This window comes from Streptomyces sp. SBT349, from assembly GCF_001083795.1.
In the GTDB taxonomy this organism is placed as follows: Bacteria; Actinomycetota; Actinomycetes; order Streptomycetales; family Streptomycetaceae; genus Streptomyces.
On record NZ_LAVK01000150.1, the window covers coordinates 1 to 17227 of the forward strand.

The 17227-nt window shown below is 71.7% G+C and carries 17 protein-coding genes; 8 read left to right on the forward strand and 9 right to left on the reverse strand.

Annotation, left to right across the window (positions count from 1 at the left end):
* A partial coding sequence (locus ADY01_RS19230; protein WP_049574843.1) for an alpha/beta fold hydrolase occupies positions 1 to 801 on the forward strand: 801 nt, incomplete at its 5' end.
* Here ADY01_RS19230 and ADY01_RS19235 read toward each other — a convergent pair.
* Complete coding sequence (locus tag ADY01_RS19235; RefSeq protein ID WP_049574847.1) at positions 749 to 1630, reverse strand: methyltransferase domain-containing protein; 882 nt, start codon at positions 1628 to 1630, stop codon at positions 749 to 751. The two genes, ADY01_RS19230 and ADY01_RS19235, sit on opposite strands and share 53 nt — an antisense overlap.
* Before the next feature lie 196 nt (positions 1631 to 1826).
* On the opposite strand from ADY01_RS19235, the gene ADY01_RS39830 reads away from it, so the two are divergent.
* A complete protein-coding gene (locus tag ADY01_RS39830) occupies positions 1827 to 2978 on the forward strand; it encodes a hypothetical protein (RefSeq protein WP_049574850.1) in 1152 nt (383 codons plus the stop codon).
* Positions 2979 to 3013: 35 nt separating this feature from the next.
* On the opposite strand, the gene ADY01_RS19245 is transcribed toward ADY01_RS39830, so the two are convergent.
* The 3 genes from ADY01_RS19245 to ADY01_RS19255 all read right to left on the reverse strand — a co-directional run bounded on the left by ADY01_RS19245 (position 3014) and on the right by ADY01_RS19255 (position 5339).
* Positions 3014 to 3874 carry an NAD(P)H-binding protein gene (locus ADY01_RS19245; protein ID WP_049574852.1) on the reverse strand — a complete coding sequence of 287 codons (861 nt, stop codon included), beginning with the start codon at positions 3872 to 3874 and terminating at the stop codon, positions 3014 to 3016.
* Positions 3875 to 3944: 70 nt separating this feature from the next.
* Complete coding sequence (locus tag ADY01_RS19250; RefSeq protein WP_049574854.1) at positions 3945 to 4169, reverse strand: hypothetical protein; 225 nt, start codon at positions 4167 to 4169, stop codon at positions 3945 to 3947.
* Between the two features lie 186 nt (positions 4170 to 4355).
* On the reverse strand, positions 4356 to 5339 hold the full coding sequence (locus ADY01_RS19255; RefSeq protein WP_049574857.1) for a quinone oxidoreductase family protein: 984 nt from the start codon (positions 5337 to 5339) through the stop codon (positions 4356 to 4358).
* A 105-nt stretch (positions 5340 to 5444) separates the two neighbouring features.
* Between ADY01_RS19255 and ADY01_RS19260 the strand changes: the two genes are divergently transcribed.
* A complete protein-coding gene (locus ADY01_RS19260) occupies positions 5445 to 6089 on the forward strand; it encodes a TetR family transcriptional regulator (RefSeq protein ID WP_049574864.1) in 645 nt (214 codons plus the stop codon).
* Positions 6090 to 6292: 203 nt separating this feature from the next.
* Complete coding sequence (locus tag ADY01_RS19265) at positions 6293 to 6673, forward strand: hypothetical protein (protein WP_049574866.1); 381 nt, start codon at positions 6293 to 6295, stop codon at positions 6671 to 6673.
* On the opposite strand, the gene ADY01_RS19270 is transcribed toward ADY01_RS19265, so the two are convergent.
* Together ADY01_RS19270 and ADY01_RS19275 are read right to left on the reverse strand one after the other, a co-directional pair.
* A complete protein-coding gene (locus tag ADY01_RS19270; RefSeq protein ID WP_234320310.1) occupies positions 6660 to 7583 on the reverse strand; it encodes a MerR family transcriptional regulator in 924 nt (307 codons plus the stop codon). The two genes, ADY01_RS19265 and ADY01_RS19270, sit on opposite strands and share 14 nt — an antisense overlap.
* Positions 7584 to 7691: 108 nt before the next feature.
* The gene (locus ADY01_RS19275; protein WP_049574891.1) at positions 7692 to 8579 is read right to left on the reverse strand and encodes a LysR family transcriptional regulator; all 888 of its coding nucleotides are present in this window, start codon (positions 8577 to 8579) and stop codon (positions 7692 to 7694) included.
* Between the two features lie 143 nt (positions 8580 to 8722).
* Here ADY01_RS19275 and ADY01_RS19280 point away from each other — a divergent pair, with 143 nt between their 5' ends.
* The 4 genes from ADY01_RS19280 to ADY01_RS19295 are packed head-to-tail and all read left to right on the forward strand — an operon-like array spanning position 8723 to position 13801.
* Positions 8723 to 9832 carry a PrpF domain-containing protein gene (locus ADY01_RS19280; protein ID WP_049574872.1) on the forward strand — a complete coding sequence of 370 codons (1110 nt, stop codon included), beginning with the start codon at positions 8723 to 8725 and terminating at the stop codon, positions 9830 to 9832.
* Positions 9833 to 9864: 32 nt separating this feature from the next.
* On the forward strand, positions 9865 to 10968 hold the full coding sequence (locus ADY01_RS19285) for an ABC transporter ATP-binding protein (RefSeq protein ID WP_049574874.1): 1104 nt from the start codon (positions 9865 to 9867) through the stop codon (positions 10966 to 10968).
* Positions 10965 to 12674, forward strand: coding sequence for an ABC transporter permease (locus tag ADY01_RS19290; protein ID WP_049574876.1), 1710 nt, complete (start codon positions 10965 to 10967; stop codon positions 12672 to 12674). Before ADY01_RS19285 ends, ADY01_RS19290 begins: the two co-directional genes overlap by 4 nt.
* A 5-nt stretch (positions 12675 to 12679) precedes the next feature.
* The gene (locus ADY01_RS19295; protein ID WP_049574877.1) at positions 12680 to 13801 is read left to right on the forward strand and encodes an ABC transporter substrate-binding protein; all 1122 of its coding nucleotides are present in this window, start codon (positions 12680 to 12682) and stop codon (positions 13799 to 13801) included.
* Positions 13802 to 13844: 43 nt separating this feature from the next.
* Here the strand turns inward: ADY01_RS19295 and ADY01_RS19300 are convergent, their stop codons facing one another.
* Genes ADY01_RS19300 through ADY01_RS19310 form a run of 3 tightly spaced genes read right to left on the reverse strand, consistent with a single transcriptional unit; the run spans position 13845 to position 17118 of the window.
* Positions 13845 to 14768, reverse strand: coding sequence for a hypothetical protein (locus ADY01_RS19300; RefSeq protein ID WP_159001288.1), 924 nt, complete (start codon positions 14766 to 14768; stop codon positions 13845 to 13847).
* 51 nt (positions 14769 to 14819) lie between these two features.
* On the reverse strand, positions 14820 to 15944 hold the full coding sequence (locus tag ADY01_RS19305; RefSeq protein ID WP_049574885.1) for an AAA family ATPase: 1125 nt from the start codon (positions 15942 to 15944) through the stop codon (positions 14820 to 14822).
* Positions 15937 to 17118 carry a DUF262 domain-containing protein gene (locus ADY01_RS19310; protein WP_049574887.1) on the reverse strand — a complete coding sequence of 394 codons (1182 nt, stop codon included), beginning with the start codon at positions 17116 to 17118 and terminating at the stop codon, positions 15937 to 15939. The genes ADY01_RS19305 and ADY01_RS19310 overlap by 8 nt, the downstream gene beginning before the upstream one ends.
* Positions 17119 to 17227 lie beyond the last annotated feature (109 nt).

Sequence of the window (17227 nt, forward strand, 5' to 3'; positions counted from 1 at the left end):
GTCGAGGCCCGCACCCACGCACGCCAGCGGGAGGTGCTGCGCCTGCTGGAACCCCCCGCGCGCGGGCGCCCGTCCTTCACCGACCCCCGGCAGGCACCGGCCCTCCCGCCCACCCGGCTCGCCGAGGGCGGAGCCCGCCCGGCGCTGGTCTGCGTGCCACCCGTCGCCGCCACACCCGACGCCCCGGTCTACGCCCGGCTGGCCGCCCACCTCGCCGGGCGGCGCCAGGTGTGGTCCCTGCACGCCCCCGGCCACCGGGACGGCGAGGCGCTGCCCGCCACCCTCGACGCCCTGCTCGGCGCCTGGGCCGACACCCTGGCCCGGCATCTCGGCCACGCCCCGTTCGCCCTGCTCGGCCACTCCTCGGGCGGCTGGGCCGCCCACGCCCTGGCCGGAACGCTCGGCGACCGCGGCACGCCCCCGGCCGCGGTCGTGCTCCTGGACTCGCCCGACCCGCGCTCCCCGCTCCAGGAGCCGATCAACGAGGCGATCGCCCGCATGACCGACGACCCGCGCACGCGCGAACTCCTCACCCCCGCGCTGCTCACCGCGGCCGCCGCCTACGCCCGTTTCCTGACCGGCCTCGTCCCGCGCCCCCTCGACATCCCCACCCTCTTCGTGCGCCCGGCGCGGAGCGCGATCCCGGAGAGCTGGCCGCTCCCGCACGACCGCGTCGAGACCCCGGGGGACCACTTCACCCTGCTGGGGACCCACGCCCGCGCCACCGCGGGCGCCATCGACGCCTGGCTCAGCGCGGCTTGGCCACCAGGAACACGTGGTAGCCGAGGTGGCGGCCGATGAACGCGCGCAGCGCCAGCATCGCGGCGTCCATCTCCGCGGTCGCCTCCTCCCCGTAGCGCTCCGCGATCCGGGCGTGGTTGTCGTGGTAGAGGAAGTGCATCAGCTCCCCCGAGATGGCGACGTTGCTGGTGTGGTTCTCCAGCCGGATCAGCTCGAATCCGGCCTCGGCCGTCCAGCCGAGCAGGGTCGCCGTGTCCTGGGGCGGCGGCGAGGTCCAGACCGAGCGGTAGACGGCCAGGTGCTCGGCGCTGGGCTCCCCGCGCCGGGTGAACTCGGTGAACAGCAGCCGCCCGCCCGGCTTCAGCACGCGCCAGGCGTGACGCAGCGCGGCCAGGCGGTCGGACATGTGCGGGAAGGAGTCGATGCCCCAGGCCGCGTCGTAGGAGGCGTCGGCGTGGTCCTCGCCGAGGTCCATGGCGTTGCCGAGGCGGAAGCCCACCCGGTCGGCGAGCCCCGCCTCCTCGGCGCGCGCCGTGCAGAGCCCGACCTGCGAGGCGCTGACGGTGACGCCGGTGACGCGGGCCCCGCTGGCGCGGGCCAGCCGCACGGCGGGCCCTCCGGTGCCGCAGCCGATGTCGAGGACGTGGTCCCCCGGCCCCGGGCCGAGGGCGTCGATGTAGAAGTCGGTCTGACGGTCCATGGCGAGGTTCGCCAGGTCGGTCAGCGTGGAGGCGGGCGCGCGCTCGCCGGGGGAGGACCACATGCCGATGTGGATGGCGGAGTCGCCGAGGATCAGCCCGTAGAGGTCGCCGAACCGGTCGTAGGAGGCACCGACTTCCTCGGGCGTCGGTGCGGTCTGTGTGCTATCGGGGTTTTCGTCCGCTGCCATGACCGTCACGCTAGTGGCGCGCCGCCGCCCGCGGAGGAGCGCGAACCGGCCACTCCTCGCGGGCGGCCGGGGAGGGCTCCGCGCGGCCCGGCACGGTTCCCCCTCCGTTCACGCGCAGGTCAGGGCCCGGGTCCGCCGCCCCGGCAGGATCAAGCCCCCACCGTCCCGCCCTACTTCACCCGAAAGAGGTCACCGCATGTCCCTCCTGAGCCGTCGCGCGCTCGTCGTCGGCGCGTCCGCCGCGGGCGCGGCCCTGGCGCTGCCTCCCACCGCCCACGCGGGGGAACGCGCCGCCGGGACCGCCGCCGAGGCCGCGTTCTCCGCCTTCCGCCTCGTCAGAGCCAGGCCCGGCGAGCCGGGCCGGCCCGAGATCACGCTCCCCGAGGGCTACGCGTTCGTCAGTGGCGAGCACTACCACGTCGCGAGCAGGGCCGAGTACTACACGTTCGTCACGGGACCGAGGAGCGACGACGGCGTCGAGGTCTCCGTCCGCTGGCCCGGCGTCGCGGTGCGGGCGGTGATCCACGGCGAGAACCGGCTCCGCCTCCGGCACGACCGCGCGGACCGCGACCGCTTCACCTTCACCCTCCCGGTGAACGGGGCGACGGCGGGCGCCGACGAGGGCACGATCCAGATCTGGAGCCACCCGGACCTCTCGCCCGGGATGTACTGGAAGATCGACCACAACGACCCCGACCGCGTCGCCGGGCCCTGGCTCGACGTGCCCTGGCCGGGGAACGAGGCCAGGTCGCAGACCCACCAGCTGGTCGCCGCCCACCGCGTCCTCGTGGAGTCCGGCCTCAAGGCGACGGCCGCCGCCAAGGGACACCGCTGGTTCGTCGCGGGATTCGAGACCAACAACACCCTGCACGCCGACAACCCGCCGCACTGGCACATCACCTACAACTCGGGGGCCGACTTCGCCTTCCCCACCCACAACACCCACCTCTGGCTCGACGCCGAGGCCAGGAACTTCTACAACGGCATGGACGTCACCGGTCTGGGCCGCCTGAAGCACTACGTCGGCGACCCGGCGCGGATCCACGACTTCGTCGGCGACGCCCACGAGGGGCGCGGCGAACTGGTCGCCACCCTGACCATCCGCGAGGACGGCGGCCTCGACATCGCCCCGCCCCAGGGACCCGTCTACGCCATCGCCGCCGGGCGGGACGGCTCGCTGATCGACGAGGTCACCGTCCTGCGCGACGAACGGCCCTGGCTGCGCGTCACCACCGAGGACCACTACCGCGTCGGCCTGACCACCATCAGGACCACCGGCCTCCGGCACCCGTCCGAGAGCTCCGCGCGGGTGCTGCGCTACGACCCCCTGACCGGCGCCCTGCTCTGAGCCCTGCCCGGCCCCTCGCCCGCCGGTGCGAGGGGTCAGGTCCGCCACGCCCCCGCCGCCGCGGCGGCCCGCGCGTAGGCGGTGAAGTCCCGCGGCGCGCGGCCGAGCACCCGCTCCACATCGCCGGTGACCGAGGCGAGCGCGCCGGAGCTCACCCGCTCGAACAGGCCCACCAGCAGTGCCACCGACTCCGGGTCCATGCCCCGGCCGCGCAGCAGCCCGGCGTACGCCTTCGCGGTCACCGGCACATACCGGATCGCCCGGCCACTCGCCCGCGCCACCTCACCGACCGCCTCCCCGAAGCTCAGCGGCCGGGGCCCGGTCAGCTCGTAGCGCCGCCCCGCGTGCCCGTCCTCGGTGAGCGCGGCGACGGCCACCTCCGCGATGTCGTCGGCGTCGATGAACGCCTCGCGCCCCTCGCCGGTCGACAGCCGCACCTCGCCCGCCATGACCGGGCCGCGCAGGAAGTCCTCGCTGAAGTTCTGGTGGAACCACCGGGGGCGCAGCACGGTCCACGCGAGACCCGCCCCGGCCAGCGCCCGTTCCGCCGCGAGGACGCCCTCCTCCCAGGGGCTGCCGCCGCCCGTCGACAGCAGCACCGCGCGCCCGACCCCGGCCGCCGCGGCCCGCCGCGCCAGCGCCGCGACCACGGGCGGCAGCCGGGGGCTCCCGAGGTCGGGGACCACCAGATACGCCGCCGTCACCCCGCGCAGCACCGGCTCCCAGCCGGCGCCGTCGTACCAGTCGAAGCGCGGAGCGGTGGAACGGGACACCGCGCGGACCGCGAGGCCGCGCCCGGCGAGCAGCCGCGCCACCCGGCGGCCGGTCTTCCCGGTGGCACCGGTCACCAGCACCGTCGCGCGGTCCCGCTCGTCCTGAGGCTCGGTCACGGGCATATCCTGCCCGGCACGCGAACGAGGCACCGCGCCCGGGGAGGGGCGCGGTGCCTCGTGGGACCCGCGAGGGTCAGTGGGCGACGGCCGCCGAGGAGCACTGGGGGCCGAACTCCGGGGAGAGGATCGGGATGTTGAGGGCGATGAGCCCGATGGCCGTGTCGTTGCAGCTGCCGATCGGGACGTTGGTGGAGCGGGCCTCGGAGCGGTCGTCGGCGACGGCCGAGGCCGCCGTCCCGGCGACGGTGAACAGGGAAGCGGTGACGGCGGCGGCAGCCAGCACGGAACGGAGACGCATGGCATCCTCTCGGATCGGAGAAGTCGGACGGTCCGAAATCTGCATGATCCGGTGGTCCGACCGCTCTCCCGACATGCCGATTACTCCCATCGGCCGCCTCCGTTCATCTCCCCGGAGCCGGTCACCCGCCGGCCCACGGCGTGCCGTTCCGCCTCGGCGGGGGACCGGCGCTCACCCACGCCCGGCTCAGGGCGTCAGCACGATGCGGCCACCCACCGACCCGCGCTCGATCCGGCGGTGCGCCTCGGCGGCCTCGGCCAGCGGCAGCGCCTGGACGGCGATGCCGACCAGGCCCCGGCCGATGGCCCGGAGGGCGGCGCGGGCGGCCGACGCGGCCCGTTCGGGGTGGGACGGCAGGTAGAAGCCGATCGAGAAGCCGAGCATGGCGAGGCTGCCGCCCCACAGGGCGTTGGTGGGCACGGTGTGCTCCCAGTCGCCGCTCGCGTTGCCCACCAGCAGCATCCGGCCCAGCGGGGCCATCACCGGCAGGCTGTCGGTGCGCACCCGGCCGCCGACCGGGTCGACCACCACGTCGAAGCGGCGCTCGCCCAGGGCGCCGGGCAGCTCCTCGCCGGCGACGACCTCGTCGTAGGGCAGCGCGGAGGCGCGCGCGTCCGCGAGCGAGGCGCGGCGCACCGTGCCGACCACCTCGGCGGCGCCCAGGTCGCGGGCCATGCCGGGGAAGGCGGAGGCCAGCCCGCCCAGCGCGCCATGCACCAGCACCCGCTCGCCCCGGCCGAGATGGGCCACCTCGGTCAGCGCGAGGTACGCGGTGGCGGCGTTGGGCACGGCCGCGACCGCCGAGGCCGGGTCGACGCCGGTGCCCTCCAGGCTCGCGGTCATCGCCGCGTCCACCACGGCGACCGACGCGTAGCCGCCGTCGGCGCCCGTGCCGGACAGCGTCACCACCGGCTCGCCGACGCGCAGGCCCGCCACGCCGCCGCCCAGGGCGCGGACGGTGCCCGCGACCTCAAGGCCGGGCACGTACGGCGGCAGCGGCAGGCCCTCCCGGTCCTTGTAGAGGCCCTGGCGGACGAAGACGTCGATCAGTCCGACGGCCGCGTGACTGACGTCGATGGCCACCTGACCGGGCCCGGGGACCGGGTCGGGCAGCTCCCTCAGCTCGAAAACGTCCGGTTCCCCGAAACCGGTGACGACGGCGGCACGCACAGCCGCTCCCCTTTCCTCGGCCTTCTCGCTACGCAATCGGATTGCGTTATCGCAGGCTAGCACCCCCTGCCGATTAACGCACGTAGCGAGCGTTACGATGAGGGCATGCATCGCCGAGCCCGTTCGCAGGAGGCCAAGCTCCGCCGCACCGAGGATCTCCTCGACGCCGCACGCGCGCTGGCGGCTCACCGCGGCGGGGTGCGCCACCTCACCCTCGCGGCCGTCACCGAGGCCGTGGGGCTGCATCCCTCGGCCGTGCGGCGGTACTTCGAGAGCAAGGAGGAGCTCCTGCTCGAACTGGCCGAACGCGGCTGGGTCCAGTGGCGCGACGCGCTCACCGCCCATCTCGCCGACGCCCGCGGCCTCGGCCCGGAGCAGGTCGCCGACGCCCTGGTCACCACCCTCACCGCCCGACCGCTCTTCTGCGACCTGCTCACGCATGTGCCGCTCAGCCTGGAGGGCGACGTCGGCATCGAGCGTGCGCGCCGCTTCAAGGCCAACTCCTTCGCGGCCCATGACGCCATCGCCGAGACCCTGGCCGCCGCGGGCACCCTGACGGCCGCGCGGGTGCGGGACCTCATCGCCGCGGCGCTCGCGCTGACCGCCTATCTCTGGCAGGTCTCCCACCCCACGCCCACCCTCGCGGAGCTGTATGCCCAGCACCCCGGCTGGGGGCATGCCGCCCTCGACTTCGAGCCCCGCCTGACCCGGCTGCTGCGGGCCACCGCCATGGGCCTCGCCCAACCGTGAGCCTCAGACGGACAGATGAATGTCAGGCGATACCATTTATCTGTTTCTGCGGGGACATCGGCCCTGATCGAATGACATTCGCAGATTCTCGGTAATTCCCCAAAGATGTAGATCTTCATGTTTTGCGCCGACTCCGGGAACGGATAACCACCTTGGCCCTGCGTGCGAAGCAGGGCGTCCCCCCGGAAGTCTCAGGAGTCCCCATGCTCAAGCGTCTGTCCGCGCTCGCCGTCCCGGCGGTCCTCGCCGCCGGACTGCTGGCCGCCCCCATGACATCCCCCGCCGCCGCCGAGCCCCCGGGCGGCACCCCCGGCGCGGTGTACCTGTACCGGCACGCGAACGGCGACGCCCCCACCAGGACGGTCACCGAGCCCTCCAAGCCCGGCAACGTGCGCCTCACGACCTCGAAGGGGAAGCAGGATTCGTTCCTCGCCCGGTCCGCGGGGCACACCTCCAAGTACCGCGTCGTCCACGCCTGGAGCAAGTCCGACTGCACCGGCTCCTCCCGGCAGATCCACCCGAACCAACTCACCCGCTTCTCCTCCGAGATCACCGTCCGGTGCGTCAGCTTCAGGAACCGTTAGCCGACACGGCCGCCTGACCACCTCGCGGACCGCCCCGGACGCGACAGCACCCCCGTCCGGGGCCGGTCCGCGAGGCCCCCTCTATCCGCGCGCACGCAGCGCGGCGATCAGCCATTCGAACGCGGGCACCTGCGGTGGCCACGAGGGCCGGCCGTGGAGGATGCCCAGCAACTGCCAGTACCGCTCCACCCCGCGGTCCGTGAAGGTGGCCAACTGGTCGGCCAGCCGGGCGCGTTCCGCCGCGGGCAGCTCCGGGTCCACCAGCCGGTTCGGGGCCCCGCGGCGGCTCCTCCTCCGCCCGTACCCCGGCCACGGCCATCTCCCGCACGCGTCGCCGGAACGTCCCGTCGCCGACCAGCTCGGCCAGCTCGATCCACGCGTCCACCTGCTCGGAGGTGGGGTCGGCGGGCAGTTCCGCCGGCATCGCGAGCATGGCCTGGGCGATCCCGGCGCCGGGAGCCTCAAGGTCCACGCCGTGGAAGACCTCGTGGACGAAGTCGTCGATGATCCGCTGCCGCTCGTCGGCGGACATCCGGGCCAGCTTGTGCATCAGTCTCATCTCCTCGGTCGTGCTGCCACGTCGAGCGACCCACCGCAGTACCGCGCGCCGCACCTGGAGCGTCCGGATCTCCGCGTCCAGCGCGCGAAGGTGCGCGCCGGCCATGTCGCGTACCGTCGCCTGCCTGGCCAGCACGCGGCGCACCGTGTCCAGGTCCAGCCCCAGCTCACGCAGGGTGCGGACCAGGTCGAGGCGGGCGACGGCCTCGGCGTCGTACAGCCGGTACCCCGCCGCCGAGCGCCCGGTCGGCGCCACCACTGCGCTGTCGGACCAGAAGCGGATCGTGCGCACCGGCAGTCCGGTACGGCGGGCGATCTCGCCGATGGTGAACAGCTCGGTGTGCTCGCTCACGACGTCAACCCTCAGCCCTCCAGTGGGTGGAGACTCAAGTCCTCACGGTCCGTGACGCCGAGGACGCCGGTCGTCCTGGTGATGTCGGCGGCCCCGCGCGCTCCCTGCTCAGGCCGCCAGCTGGGTCGAGGCCGCCCTGAACAGGCCGTGTGCCGCGATCTCCGCGGGCGTGGGGCGCCGTTCGGTGAGCCGGGCCAGCAGGATGCGCCGCGTCGGCGCCTCGGGCTCCAGCGTGATGACCCTGATGCCGGAGCGCAGGTTCGTCAGCGCGAGCCGCGGCGCCAGCGCGATGCCCAGGCCGATGGAGACCATGGCCTGGGCCTCCTGGTAGTCGTGGGCGTGGAACGCGATGGACGGGCGGAATCCGGCCGCGTGGCAGGAGCGCGCGAGGACATCGGCGACGGGGTGCGCGTCCGCGCGGGTGATCCAGCTCTCGCCCGCCAGTTCGGCGATGTCCACCGAGGCGCGGTCGGCCAGCGGATGCTCCTCCGAGACGATGAGCGCCGTCGGGTCGTCCAGCAGATGCGTCAGCGTGAGCGCGGGGTGGTCCACGCGCCGCCAGTCGTAGTCCCACAGCAGGGCGAGCTGCACCTCCCGGCTCTCCAGCATGGCGATCAGCCCGTCGAGCAGCGCGCTGCGGACGGTGAGCCCGATGCCCGGATGCGCCTGTCCGAGGCGGTGGACGACCAGCGGCAGCAACGAGGAGCCGGCGGTGGGGAACGAGCCGATGCGAAGTTCGCCCGAGCGAAGACCGGCGATCTCGTCCAGCTCCGCCCTGGCCGCGCCCAGCTGGCGTCCCATATGCCGAGCGTGCCGCACCAGGGCCTCTCCCGCCTGGGTCAGCTGGACGCCCCGCGCGTGCCGTTCCAGCAGCGGCTGGCCGACCTCCGACTCCAGCTTCGCGATTTGCTGCGACACCGCGGAGGGCGTGAACGCGAGCGCCTGCGCCGCGGCGGTGAGCGAGCCGTGACCGGCGACCTCGGCCAGCAGCAGCATGCGTCTGACGTCGAGCTGCACGAGCCGCTCCTCTCGTTGAGGGTTAAGTGTTGCTAAAGGGGACTCCACTTTTCCGAGATTGTACTGAACGCCCGTCGCGCGCATGCTCGTGTCGCTCACCCCAGCCAGCGGGAGGTCTCCAGGTGGTGCGATTGCCAGCGACGCTGATGCGCGGCGGAACCAGCAAGTGCTGGGTATTCGACGCGGACGATCTGTCCATGGCCGAGGACCGTCTCGACGAGATCCTCGCCTCCGCGTTCGGCGCGGCCGACCCGCGGCAGATCGACGGGGTCGGCGGAGCCACCTCGACCACGTCCAAGGCCGTGATCGTCGGCCCCTCCGACGAACCGGGCACCGACGTGGACTACCTGTTCGCCCAGGTCGGCATCGGCACCTTCGGCGTGGAGTGGGGGAGCAACTGCGGGAACTGCGCCACGGCGGTCGGCCTCTACGCGCTCCAGACCGGTCTGGCCACCCCCCGGGACCCGGTCAGCACGGTGCGTATGCGCAACCGGAACACCGGCGTCCGGCTCTCCGCGACGGTGCCCACACCCGGCGGCGCCGTGCCCGAGCTGGGGAGGGCGACCGTGCCGGGCTCCTCGGCCGAGGGCGTGCCCGTCGGCCTCGGCTTCACACGCCCCGCCGGGGCCAGCACGGGAGCGCTGCTGCCCACCGGCGAGGGCGTCGAGCGGATCGACGGCGTCAGCGCGACCCTGGTGGACGCGGGCGCCCCCGCGGTGCTCGCCGACGCCGCCTCGCTGGGGGCGAGCGGTCTGGAGACGGTCGAGGAGTTCGCCGCCCTGGTGCCCCGGCTGGCCCGGCTGCGCCGGGCCGCCGCCCTGCGGATGGGCCTGGCCCTCCCCGAGGACCCGGTCACCTACGCGGTGCCCAAGGTCGGCGTCGTGGCCCCCGCGGGCGACTACGTCACCTCGCTCGGCGTCCCCGTGCCCGCGGACGCCTACGACCTGGCCGTGCGCATGGTGTCGATGCACGCGCCCCACCCGGTCATCGGCCTGACCTCGGCGGTCGCGGTCGCCGCCGCGGCCATGACACCGGGTACGCTACCGGCCATATTGGCTGAAAACCGGCCATCGGCGTCGACGATCCGCCTGGGAACCCCCGCGGGGATCGTCGAGGCCGAAGTGATCTCCGACCACGCCGGTGCGATCGGCACGGTGACGCTCCACCGCGCCGCGCGGCGCCTGGCGACCGCCGAACTACTGGTCCCCGCCCTCCTCCGGGAAAGCGTGTGAGGCGCACGCCTTCCGGCAGCAAAGGAGCTGTCATGAAAGTTCAGCTGGAAAACATCACACTCGCCTATGGTGACGCGGTCGCGATCAAGGATCTCAGCATCGACATCGCGGACGGCGAATCCCTGGTCCTGCTCGGGAAGTCCGGCTGCGGGAAGACCTCGACCATGCGGTGCGTCGCCGGACTCGAAACGCCCCTGAGCGGACGCATAACGATCGGCGACACCGTCGTCTTCGACAGCGACAGACGCGTCAACGTCCCCCCGAACAAGCGCAACGTCGGCATGGTCTTCCAGTCCTACGCCGTGTGGCCGCACCGCACCATCTTCGACAATGTCGCCTTCTCCCTGCGCCAGAAGAAGCTGCCCAAGGCCGAGATCCGCGCACGCGTGACGGAGGTGCTGGACATGGTCGGCCTCGCCGAGTTCGCCGGCCGCGGCGCCAGCCTGCTCAGCGGCGGCCAGATGCAGCGCGTCGCGCTGGCGCGCAGCCTGGTCATGCGGCCGAGCGTGCTGCTGCTCGACGAGCCGCTGTCCAACCTGGACGCCAGGCTCCGCGACCGGCTCCGCGTCGAGCTGCGCGAGATCCAGCAGCGCATGGGTCTCACCTGCGTCTATGTCACCCACGACCAGTCCGAGGCCCTGGCGCTCGCCGACCGGATCGCGCTGATGCAGAACGGCAGGATCGTGCAGATCGACCGCCCCGAGAAGATCTACGACGCCCCGTTCTCCGCCTCCATCGCGGACTTCCTCGGCGTCTCCAACATCTTCCCCTGCACCCGTGTCGCCTCCCGCGAGAACCTCTCCGTCCTCGGGCTCACCGGCCACGACGTCGAGGTCCTCAGCAGGTCGCTCCCCACGGAAGCCGGCGCCGCCCCGCCCCGCGTCTGCATCCGCCCCGAGGACATCCGGCTGGCCACCGAGCCCCTGCCCGAGGGCACCAACAACTGGCTCGGCAGGGTCGAGGTCGTCAGCTTCCAGGGCTCCTACGTCCGCTACCGCGTCGGCCTCAAGGGCGGCCCCGAGTTGGACGCCCTCGTCCCGCGCCACGGCAGCGCGCTGCTCCCGGTCGGCACCCCCGTGTGGGCCACCGCCGAGCCCGCCGCCGTCCAGGTGCTGCCCGCGGAGGTGCCGGCATGACGGCCGTGATCGCCCGGCTGCGCCGCGCCCTGCCCACCGGCGTCCTGCTCGTGGCCCTCGGCACGCTGGTCGTCGTGCCGATGCTGTTCATCCTGCTGGCCGCCTTCAGCACCCACGTGCCGCGCCCCGGCGCGATCGGCCTCGACGCGCTCTCGCTGGAGAACTTCGAGATCCTCTCCACCTCCCAGGCCGTGGGAGCCCTCGGAAACTCCGTGTTCATCGCGGGCGCCGCCTCGCTGGTCGCCCTTGTCATCGGCTGCGGGCTGGCGTTCCTCGCCGCGCGGACCGACGCCCCGGCCCGGCGCCTCCTCTACTTCGCCGGCATCGCGCCGCTGTTCCTGCCGTCGCTGGTCGGCGCCCTGGCCTGGTCCCTGCTCGGCAGCCCGGCCACCGGCTTCCTCAACCTCCTCCTGCACAGCGTCGGGCTCGACCTCACCCTCGACATCTACTCGCGGCCCGGACTGATCATGGTCCTGGCCCTCTACTACGCCCCCTACGCCTTCCTCCTCGTCCACAGCGCCCTGTCGCTGATGAACCCCGACCTGGAGGAGGCGGCGTTCGTCCACGGCGGCACCCGCCGCCACACGCTGCGCCGGATCACGTTCCCGCTGGCCATGCCCGCGATCCTGGGCTCCGGCATCCTCATCTTCGCCCTCACCATGGAGAACTTCCCGGTCGCCCAGGTCATCGGCAACCCCGGCCAGGTGGACACCCTGCCCAGCTTCATCTACCGCCTGATGAACGCCTCGCCCTCGCGGGGCAACGAGGCCGCCGCCGTCGCCGTCGTCCTGACCGTCGTCCTCCTCGTCGTCACCGCCCTCCAGCAACGCGCCGTGATGCGGCGGAAGTTCACCACCGTCACCGGCAAGGGCGTCAAGGCGAAGATGATCCCGCTGGGGCGCTGGCGCTGGCCCGCGTTCGCCGCCGCCATGGCCTACTTCGCCCTGGCCGTCGTGCTTCCGCTGGCCGCCCTGCTGACCGCGGCGCTCCAGAACTCCCCCTACATCGCCAGCCTGGGGCAGCTCACCGACGCCGACGCCCTCTCGTTCTACAGCCTCGGCGAGATGCTGACCTCCGAGGACTTCCTCCAGGCCGCCCGCAACAGCGTCCTGACCGCCGTCCTCGCGGGCCTCATCGGCACGGCGATCAGCTTCGCCATCAGCTACACCGTCTACCGCACCAACGCGCCCGGCCGCCGGGTCCTGGAGTTCGTCGCGATGGCGCCGCTCGCCGTCCCCGCCATCGTGCTCGGCCTCGGCCTGCTGTGGACCTGGCTGGTGGCGCCCGTCCCCGTCTACGGGACGATGGCCGTGCTGGTCGTCGCGTTCCTCGCGGTCTTCCTCCCGCAGGGGTACCGCGGCGTCTCCGCCTCCATCCTCCAGGTGGACCGCGACCTGGAGGACAGCGCGGTGCTGCTCGGCTCGCCCCGCGCCAAGGCCGTGTCCTATGTGACGCTGCCGCTGATGCGCGTCGGCATGGTGTCCACCCTCCTGCTGCTGCTGATGCTCTGCATGCGCGAACTGTCCGCCGCGCTCTTCCTCTTCACCTCCGACACCCGGCTGCTGTCCATCCTCATCTTCGACAACTACGACAACGGCGCGATGCAGGGCGCCGCCTGCGTGAGCCTGCTCTACTGCGGCGTGATCCTCGTGATCGCGCTCCTCGCCAAGTCCCTGGGAGCCAAGACCGTGGAGGGATCACGATGAGAAGGGTGACCACGCCGACCGGGGTCCGGACCCTCGCGGCGGCCCTCGCCGCCGCGGCCCTCACCCTCGCCGCCGCCTGCGCGCCGCCGCCCTCGGTCGCCGTCGTGGACGCGGAACGGGCCAGCGTCGAGACCGGCGACGGGCTCGTGGTGGACGGCGAACGCATCGCCGACGCCGACCTGCTCGCCGCCGCCACCGAGGAGGGCTCGCTGTCGCTGTACAGCGGCTACGTCGAGAACTCGGAGAAAGAGGTCATCAAGGCGTTCGAGCACGACACCGGCATCGAGGTCGAGCTGGTCCGCCTGGTGCCCAACCGGCTCGCCGAACGCGTCCTCAGCGAGCAGGGCGCGGGGCGGCTCGGCGCCGATGTGGTACGCACCTCCGACTACGACATCGCCGGCCGGATGCGGGACGCCGGGGTCTTCGAGGCCCACGAGGTCCCCGACTACGACCGCCTGGACGAGAGCGTCCGCTACCACGGCGGCGAGTTCTACCGCGTCTTCAACCCCCTCTACACCTTCGCCTACAACACCGTGCTGGTGGACGAGGAGGACGCCCCGACCTCCTGGTGGGACCTGACCGAACCCGAGTGGCGGGGCGACCTGGGCATCACCCAGATCGGCGCGGGCGGCAGCTCGCTGACCCTCAACCGCTTCCAGGAGGACCGGCTCGGCGAGGAGTACCTGCCCGCCCTCGCCGACCAGGAGCCGCGCATCTTCGACTCCTCGTCCGCCGCCCTGGAGTCCCTGGCCAGGGGCGAGATCTCCGTCGCGACCGGCGTCGTCAGCAGCATCAACATCGCCGCCAGCAAGAACGCGCCGGTGGACTTCGTCATCCCCGAGGAGGGCATGGCGGCCTACGACTACTTCGTCGGCAAGACCTCCTCGGCCGAACACCCGGCCGCCGCCGAGCTGTTCATCGACTGGAACCTGTCCAAGCGCGGCGGCGACGTCTTCCGCCAGATCGGCGAGTTCCCCGCCCGCGACGACCTCACCCCGCCCGAGGTCATGGGCCAGACCCTCCCGACCCTCGCCAGCGGCGGCGTCGTCAGGATCGACCCCCAGGTCCTCCTGGACCACGCCGCCACCGACCAGCGCCGCTGGCTCGGACTCTTCGGCTACCTGTGAGAACAGGCGAGGCCGGGGGGCCGGGCGTGGACCCCGGGGGAGATCAGGGCTCGATCTTGGGGCCGATGTAGGCGATCTCCAGCGCCCTTTCCCCCGGCAGAAGCCGGAAGTGGAGCCGCCCGGCCCCCGGAGTGAAGCGTCCGTGCCAGTCGTAGCAGTGTTTCTCGCCCTCTTCGTCGGTGAACGAGCACAGGCGCTTGCGTTGCTCGTGCTCCGGAGTGACCTTCGCTCCTTGCCAGGCGGGGACGGCGGCCGCGGACGGGTCCCACCGCGCGACCGATTCCTCGAGCCGCGCAAGCAGTCCGCGTACCTGGACAAATGCCGGGGGTTGCAGGCTTTCGAGGTCCTGCCTGGCCCGTGGAAGGAAGCGGAGTGAGGGGAAGAAGTCGGCCCGTTCCGCCCACAGTTGTGTCGGCGAACCGATGGCGTGGAGCCCGCTGGATCGGCCCCACCGCTCATGCGCCTTGAGGTCGACAGGACGGGAGCCGTGTCGTACCGGCTCGGTCGCCTCGCGCATGACCACATGGCCTTCATCGCTCTCGACCAGCGTGCGGACGGTGACCTCCAGCCAGGACCGGTGCCAGGCTGTCGACACCGGAAGGCTGACAGCCAGGCCGTCCAGGAGATGGGCCGCACCGATCCCCTCAACGCGCTCACCGGCGTACTCGTGCTCGACGTCCCCCGGCACCGGGTCTCGGGGAAGTACCTCGGCGAAGGGCGCCCGGTTGCGGAGGGCCTTGATGTACTGACGCTGGTTCCGATGCCGGTTGTCGGCTGCCCACTGCTGGTAGTAGTAGCCCCTGGCCAATTCCGACCGGGCCAGCGGGGTCCGGGTCACGAGGGCGATCTCGCGCCACGTACGGGCTTCCCGCAGCACACGGATCAGCCCGTCCATCGCCTTGGCGACTTCCGGTGGTGAGGCGTTCGACGTGCAGGAGCGCTCGTTGAGGAACAGGAGAAGTGGCACCTCTCGCCCTTAGGTCCGTTGACGTGTGCATTACCGATATTCCCGGGCGGATCAGTCCAGTAGTTGGTCGAGGGAGTTCTCCCACTCGTCGAAGAACCCTCGTGGCCAATCGGACAGCATGCCGTCATCGCTCATCCCCGGACTGACGACCTCTCCGCTGTGGCCGCTTCGCCCGAAGAAGTGCACGGCCGTTGCGGACGCTGGAATGCGGCCGTTCTTGACCGAGATCCGCAACCCGTTGAGGACGTGGTCGGAATGCGTCTCCACGACAAGCTGCGCACCGGCTGCCACCGCGGCGGCCGCGAGGTAGGCAAGTGAGGTCTGGCCCTGGGGATGGAGATGCGCCTCCGGGTTCTCCAAGAGGATGAGCGAGTCCGGGCGGGCTGTGAGGCACGCGATGACGACAGGCAAGGCATAGGTGAGACCGAAGCCGACGTTGGTGGGCCGGTACCGGTTCGAGGCGCTCACACCTGATCCGAAGCCGTAGCTCAGCCGGACGGTGTCCGTGCCGTCGATTCCGATGGCCTGGAGATCGACTCCCGGACAGAGCTGCTGCATCCACGCGTCGGTCTGCGCCAGCAGTGTGCCGGAGGGCGAGGACGGATGTCGCAGGTCCGCTTCGATGCTGTCGTCCTGATGGACGCGGAGGTAGTTGGCCGTGTGCTCACCGCGGGCACCGAGGAACCCGCGTCGCACGACGGCGTGGTGTGAGCGCGGGTAGCTGATGTCGGGAACGATGCGGTCGGCCTTGAGGTACTGGAACCGCGGGCCGAAGAGCTCGGGCAGCGCATCGATCAGGGAGAGCCGTGCGGGAGGCGACGCGGCGAGCTTGAGCAGGTCGTCCTCCGACCCGTACAGGGCGCGCCAGCTGAGCGGTTCGCTCGCGGAGGCGGCTGGTGCGACGCTGAGACCGATATCGGGATCGTCCTTGGGGTACGCCTCGTGCCGCACGTCCTTCCCCGTGCCGAGCTGGACGAACTCACCGTTGAGCAGCAACCCGGAGTCGGCACCGTCCTCGAGGACTCCGGCCTCGTGCGACTGGCGCAGCAGAGCAAGTGCCTGGAGGACCGTGCTCTTCCCGGAGGAGTTCAGGCCGGTGAGGAGGGTGAAAGGCGCCAGCGCGATGTCCTGGCGGCCGAACGCCTTGAAATTCGTGATGCCGAGCCGCTCAAGCATTCAGGACCCCCCGGATCATGTCGTCGAGCATGCCGAAACGAAGCCTGACCTTACGAACGTCGCCCGTTCCCGCGGATACGGCATTGAAGAAGTCGGTGTCTTCCATGAGGTCGAGAAATCCCTCCTCGACCCGCCGGCGGCGTTGGCGGAGTCGTTCGACCTCGATAGGCGTGTATCGGGAGAGGGTGACCGACTGCGATTCGAAGAGCGCCTTGTTCACGGGAGATCGGCGGCCTGTGTGGCGAAATCTCTTGCGAAAGGCGTGATCGCCGAACACGGCATGGCTCGCTTCCATGGCCGCGACGAACTGCATACGCAATTTCTCGCGATCTTCAGGCTCCATGTCGTTGACCCGGTGCATGGTCCGGCGGAGGAAGTCGTCGAGGTCGCCGCTCGTGTATTCGCTGGGTGGTGCGAGGACGAACGCCGCGAAACGCAGACACATCTCCCGGTCGGACATGCGCTCAGGAGACACTGTCCCGAGCGTCGCCTTCCCGAACGCGCCGGAGAGGGCGAGATCCTGGAGGAACAGGCGGGCGGGGCCGGGGATCAGCGCATGGCGAAGCTCCTGGTGGGTGAGCGCGCGGCCACCTGTGTTGATGCGGGCGAAGATGTTGAACTTGACCTCTTCCGGCGTCCCCCGCCGAATGAGGAGCACGACCAGTTCAGCCTCCTCGATCCGTGTCTGGAGGCGACCTGGTAGGTCGGAGAAGGTCGAGCCATTGAACTCGGTGAGGTACTCCAGCCCTGTCAGATGGAGCGGATCCGAGTCGATGGACTCCGGTGAGACGAAGCGGGCGATGGTGGAGAGGCGCTGAACTCCGTCGACGATGGACCAGGTGTCCTCCTCACCCTCCGCGGCGTACAGGGTCGGCAGCGTGATGCGCAGCAGGAGCGACTCGATCAGTCGGCTCTGGGCCTTCGGCGTCCAGATGCCGGCCCGACGCTGGAAGTCGGGAGCGAGGTCGATCGTCCCGCGCCTGATGCGGTTGAGGAGGAGAGAGACCGTGGGGGTGCGTGTCTGGACCTCGATCAGGTCGGGATCGAAGGGACTGTCGATCCGCTCGCCGATGTCCTCCCTCTCCACGTCCGTGCTGTGGCCTGTCTCGTCCACTTCGACCGGGATGCTGTCCTGGGCGAGGCCGGTCTGTGGAGCCGTCGTGCCGTCACGCATGGGTTCTCCGACCCACCCCTCCGCCGTAGTGATCCGTCACCGTCGGAGTGCATCGTATGTGGCCTGGGGCGGGGGCGGGACCTGTTTCTTAATCACAACTGGCGCTGCC

Bases quoted from the DNA above. Each gene is read 5' to 3' on its own strand.
- ADY01_RS19260 (WP_049574864.1), top strand. From the start codon at position 5,445: ATGCATCGCCGAGCCCGTTCGCAGGAGGCCAAGCTCCGCCGCACCGAG.
- ADY01_RS19275 (WP_049574891.1), bottom strand. From the start codon at position 8,579: ATGCTGCTGCTGGCCGAGGTCGCCGGTCACGGCTCGCTCACCGCCGCG.
- ADY01_RS19250 (WP_049574854.1), bottom strand. From the start codon at position 4,169: ATGCGTCTCCGTTCCGTGCTGGCTGCCGCCGCCGTCACCGCTTCCCTG.
- ADY01_RS19235 (WP_049574847.1), bottom strand. From the start codon at position 1,630: ATGGCAGCGGACGAAAACCCCGATAGCACACAGACCGCACCGACGCCC.
- ADY01_RS19265 (WP_049574866.1), top strand. From the start codon at position 6,293: ATGCTCAAGCGTCTGTCCGCGCTCGCCGTCCCGGCGGTCCTCGCCGCC.
- ADY01_RS19290 (WP_049574876.1), top strand. From the start codon at position 10,965: ATGACGGCCGTGATCGCCCGGCTGCGCCGCGCCCTGCCCACCGGCGTC.
- ADY01_RS19245 (WP_049574852.1), bottom strand. From the start codon at position 3,874: ATGCCCGTGACCGAGCCTCAGGACGAGCGGGACCGCGCGACGGTGCTG.
- ADY01_RS19310 (WP_049574887.1), bottom strand. From the start codon at position 17,118: ATGCGTGACGGCACGACGGCTCCACAGACCGGCCTCGCCCAGGACAGC.
- ADY01_RS19285 (WP_049574874.1), top strand. From the start codon at position 9,865: ATGAAAGTTCAGCTGGAAAACATCACACTCGCCTATGGTGACGCGGTC.
- ADY01_RS19305 (WP_049574885.1), bottom strand. From the start codon at position 15,944: ATGCTTGAGCGGCTCGGCATCACGAATTTCAAGGCGTTCGGCCGCCAG.
- ADY01_RS39830 (WP_049574850.1), top strand. From the start codon at position 1,827: ATGTCCCTCCTGAGCCGTCGCGCGCTCGTCGTCGGCGCGTCCGCCGCG.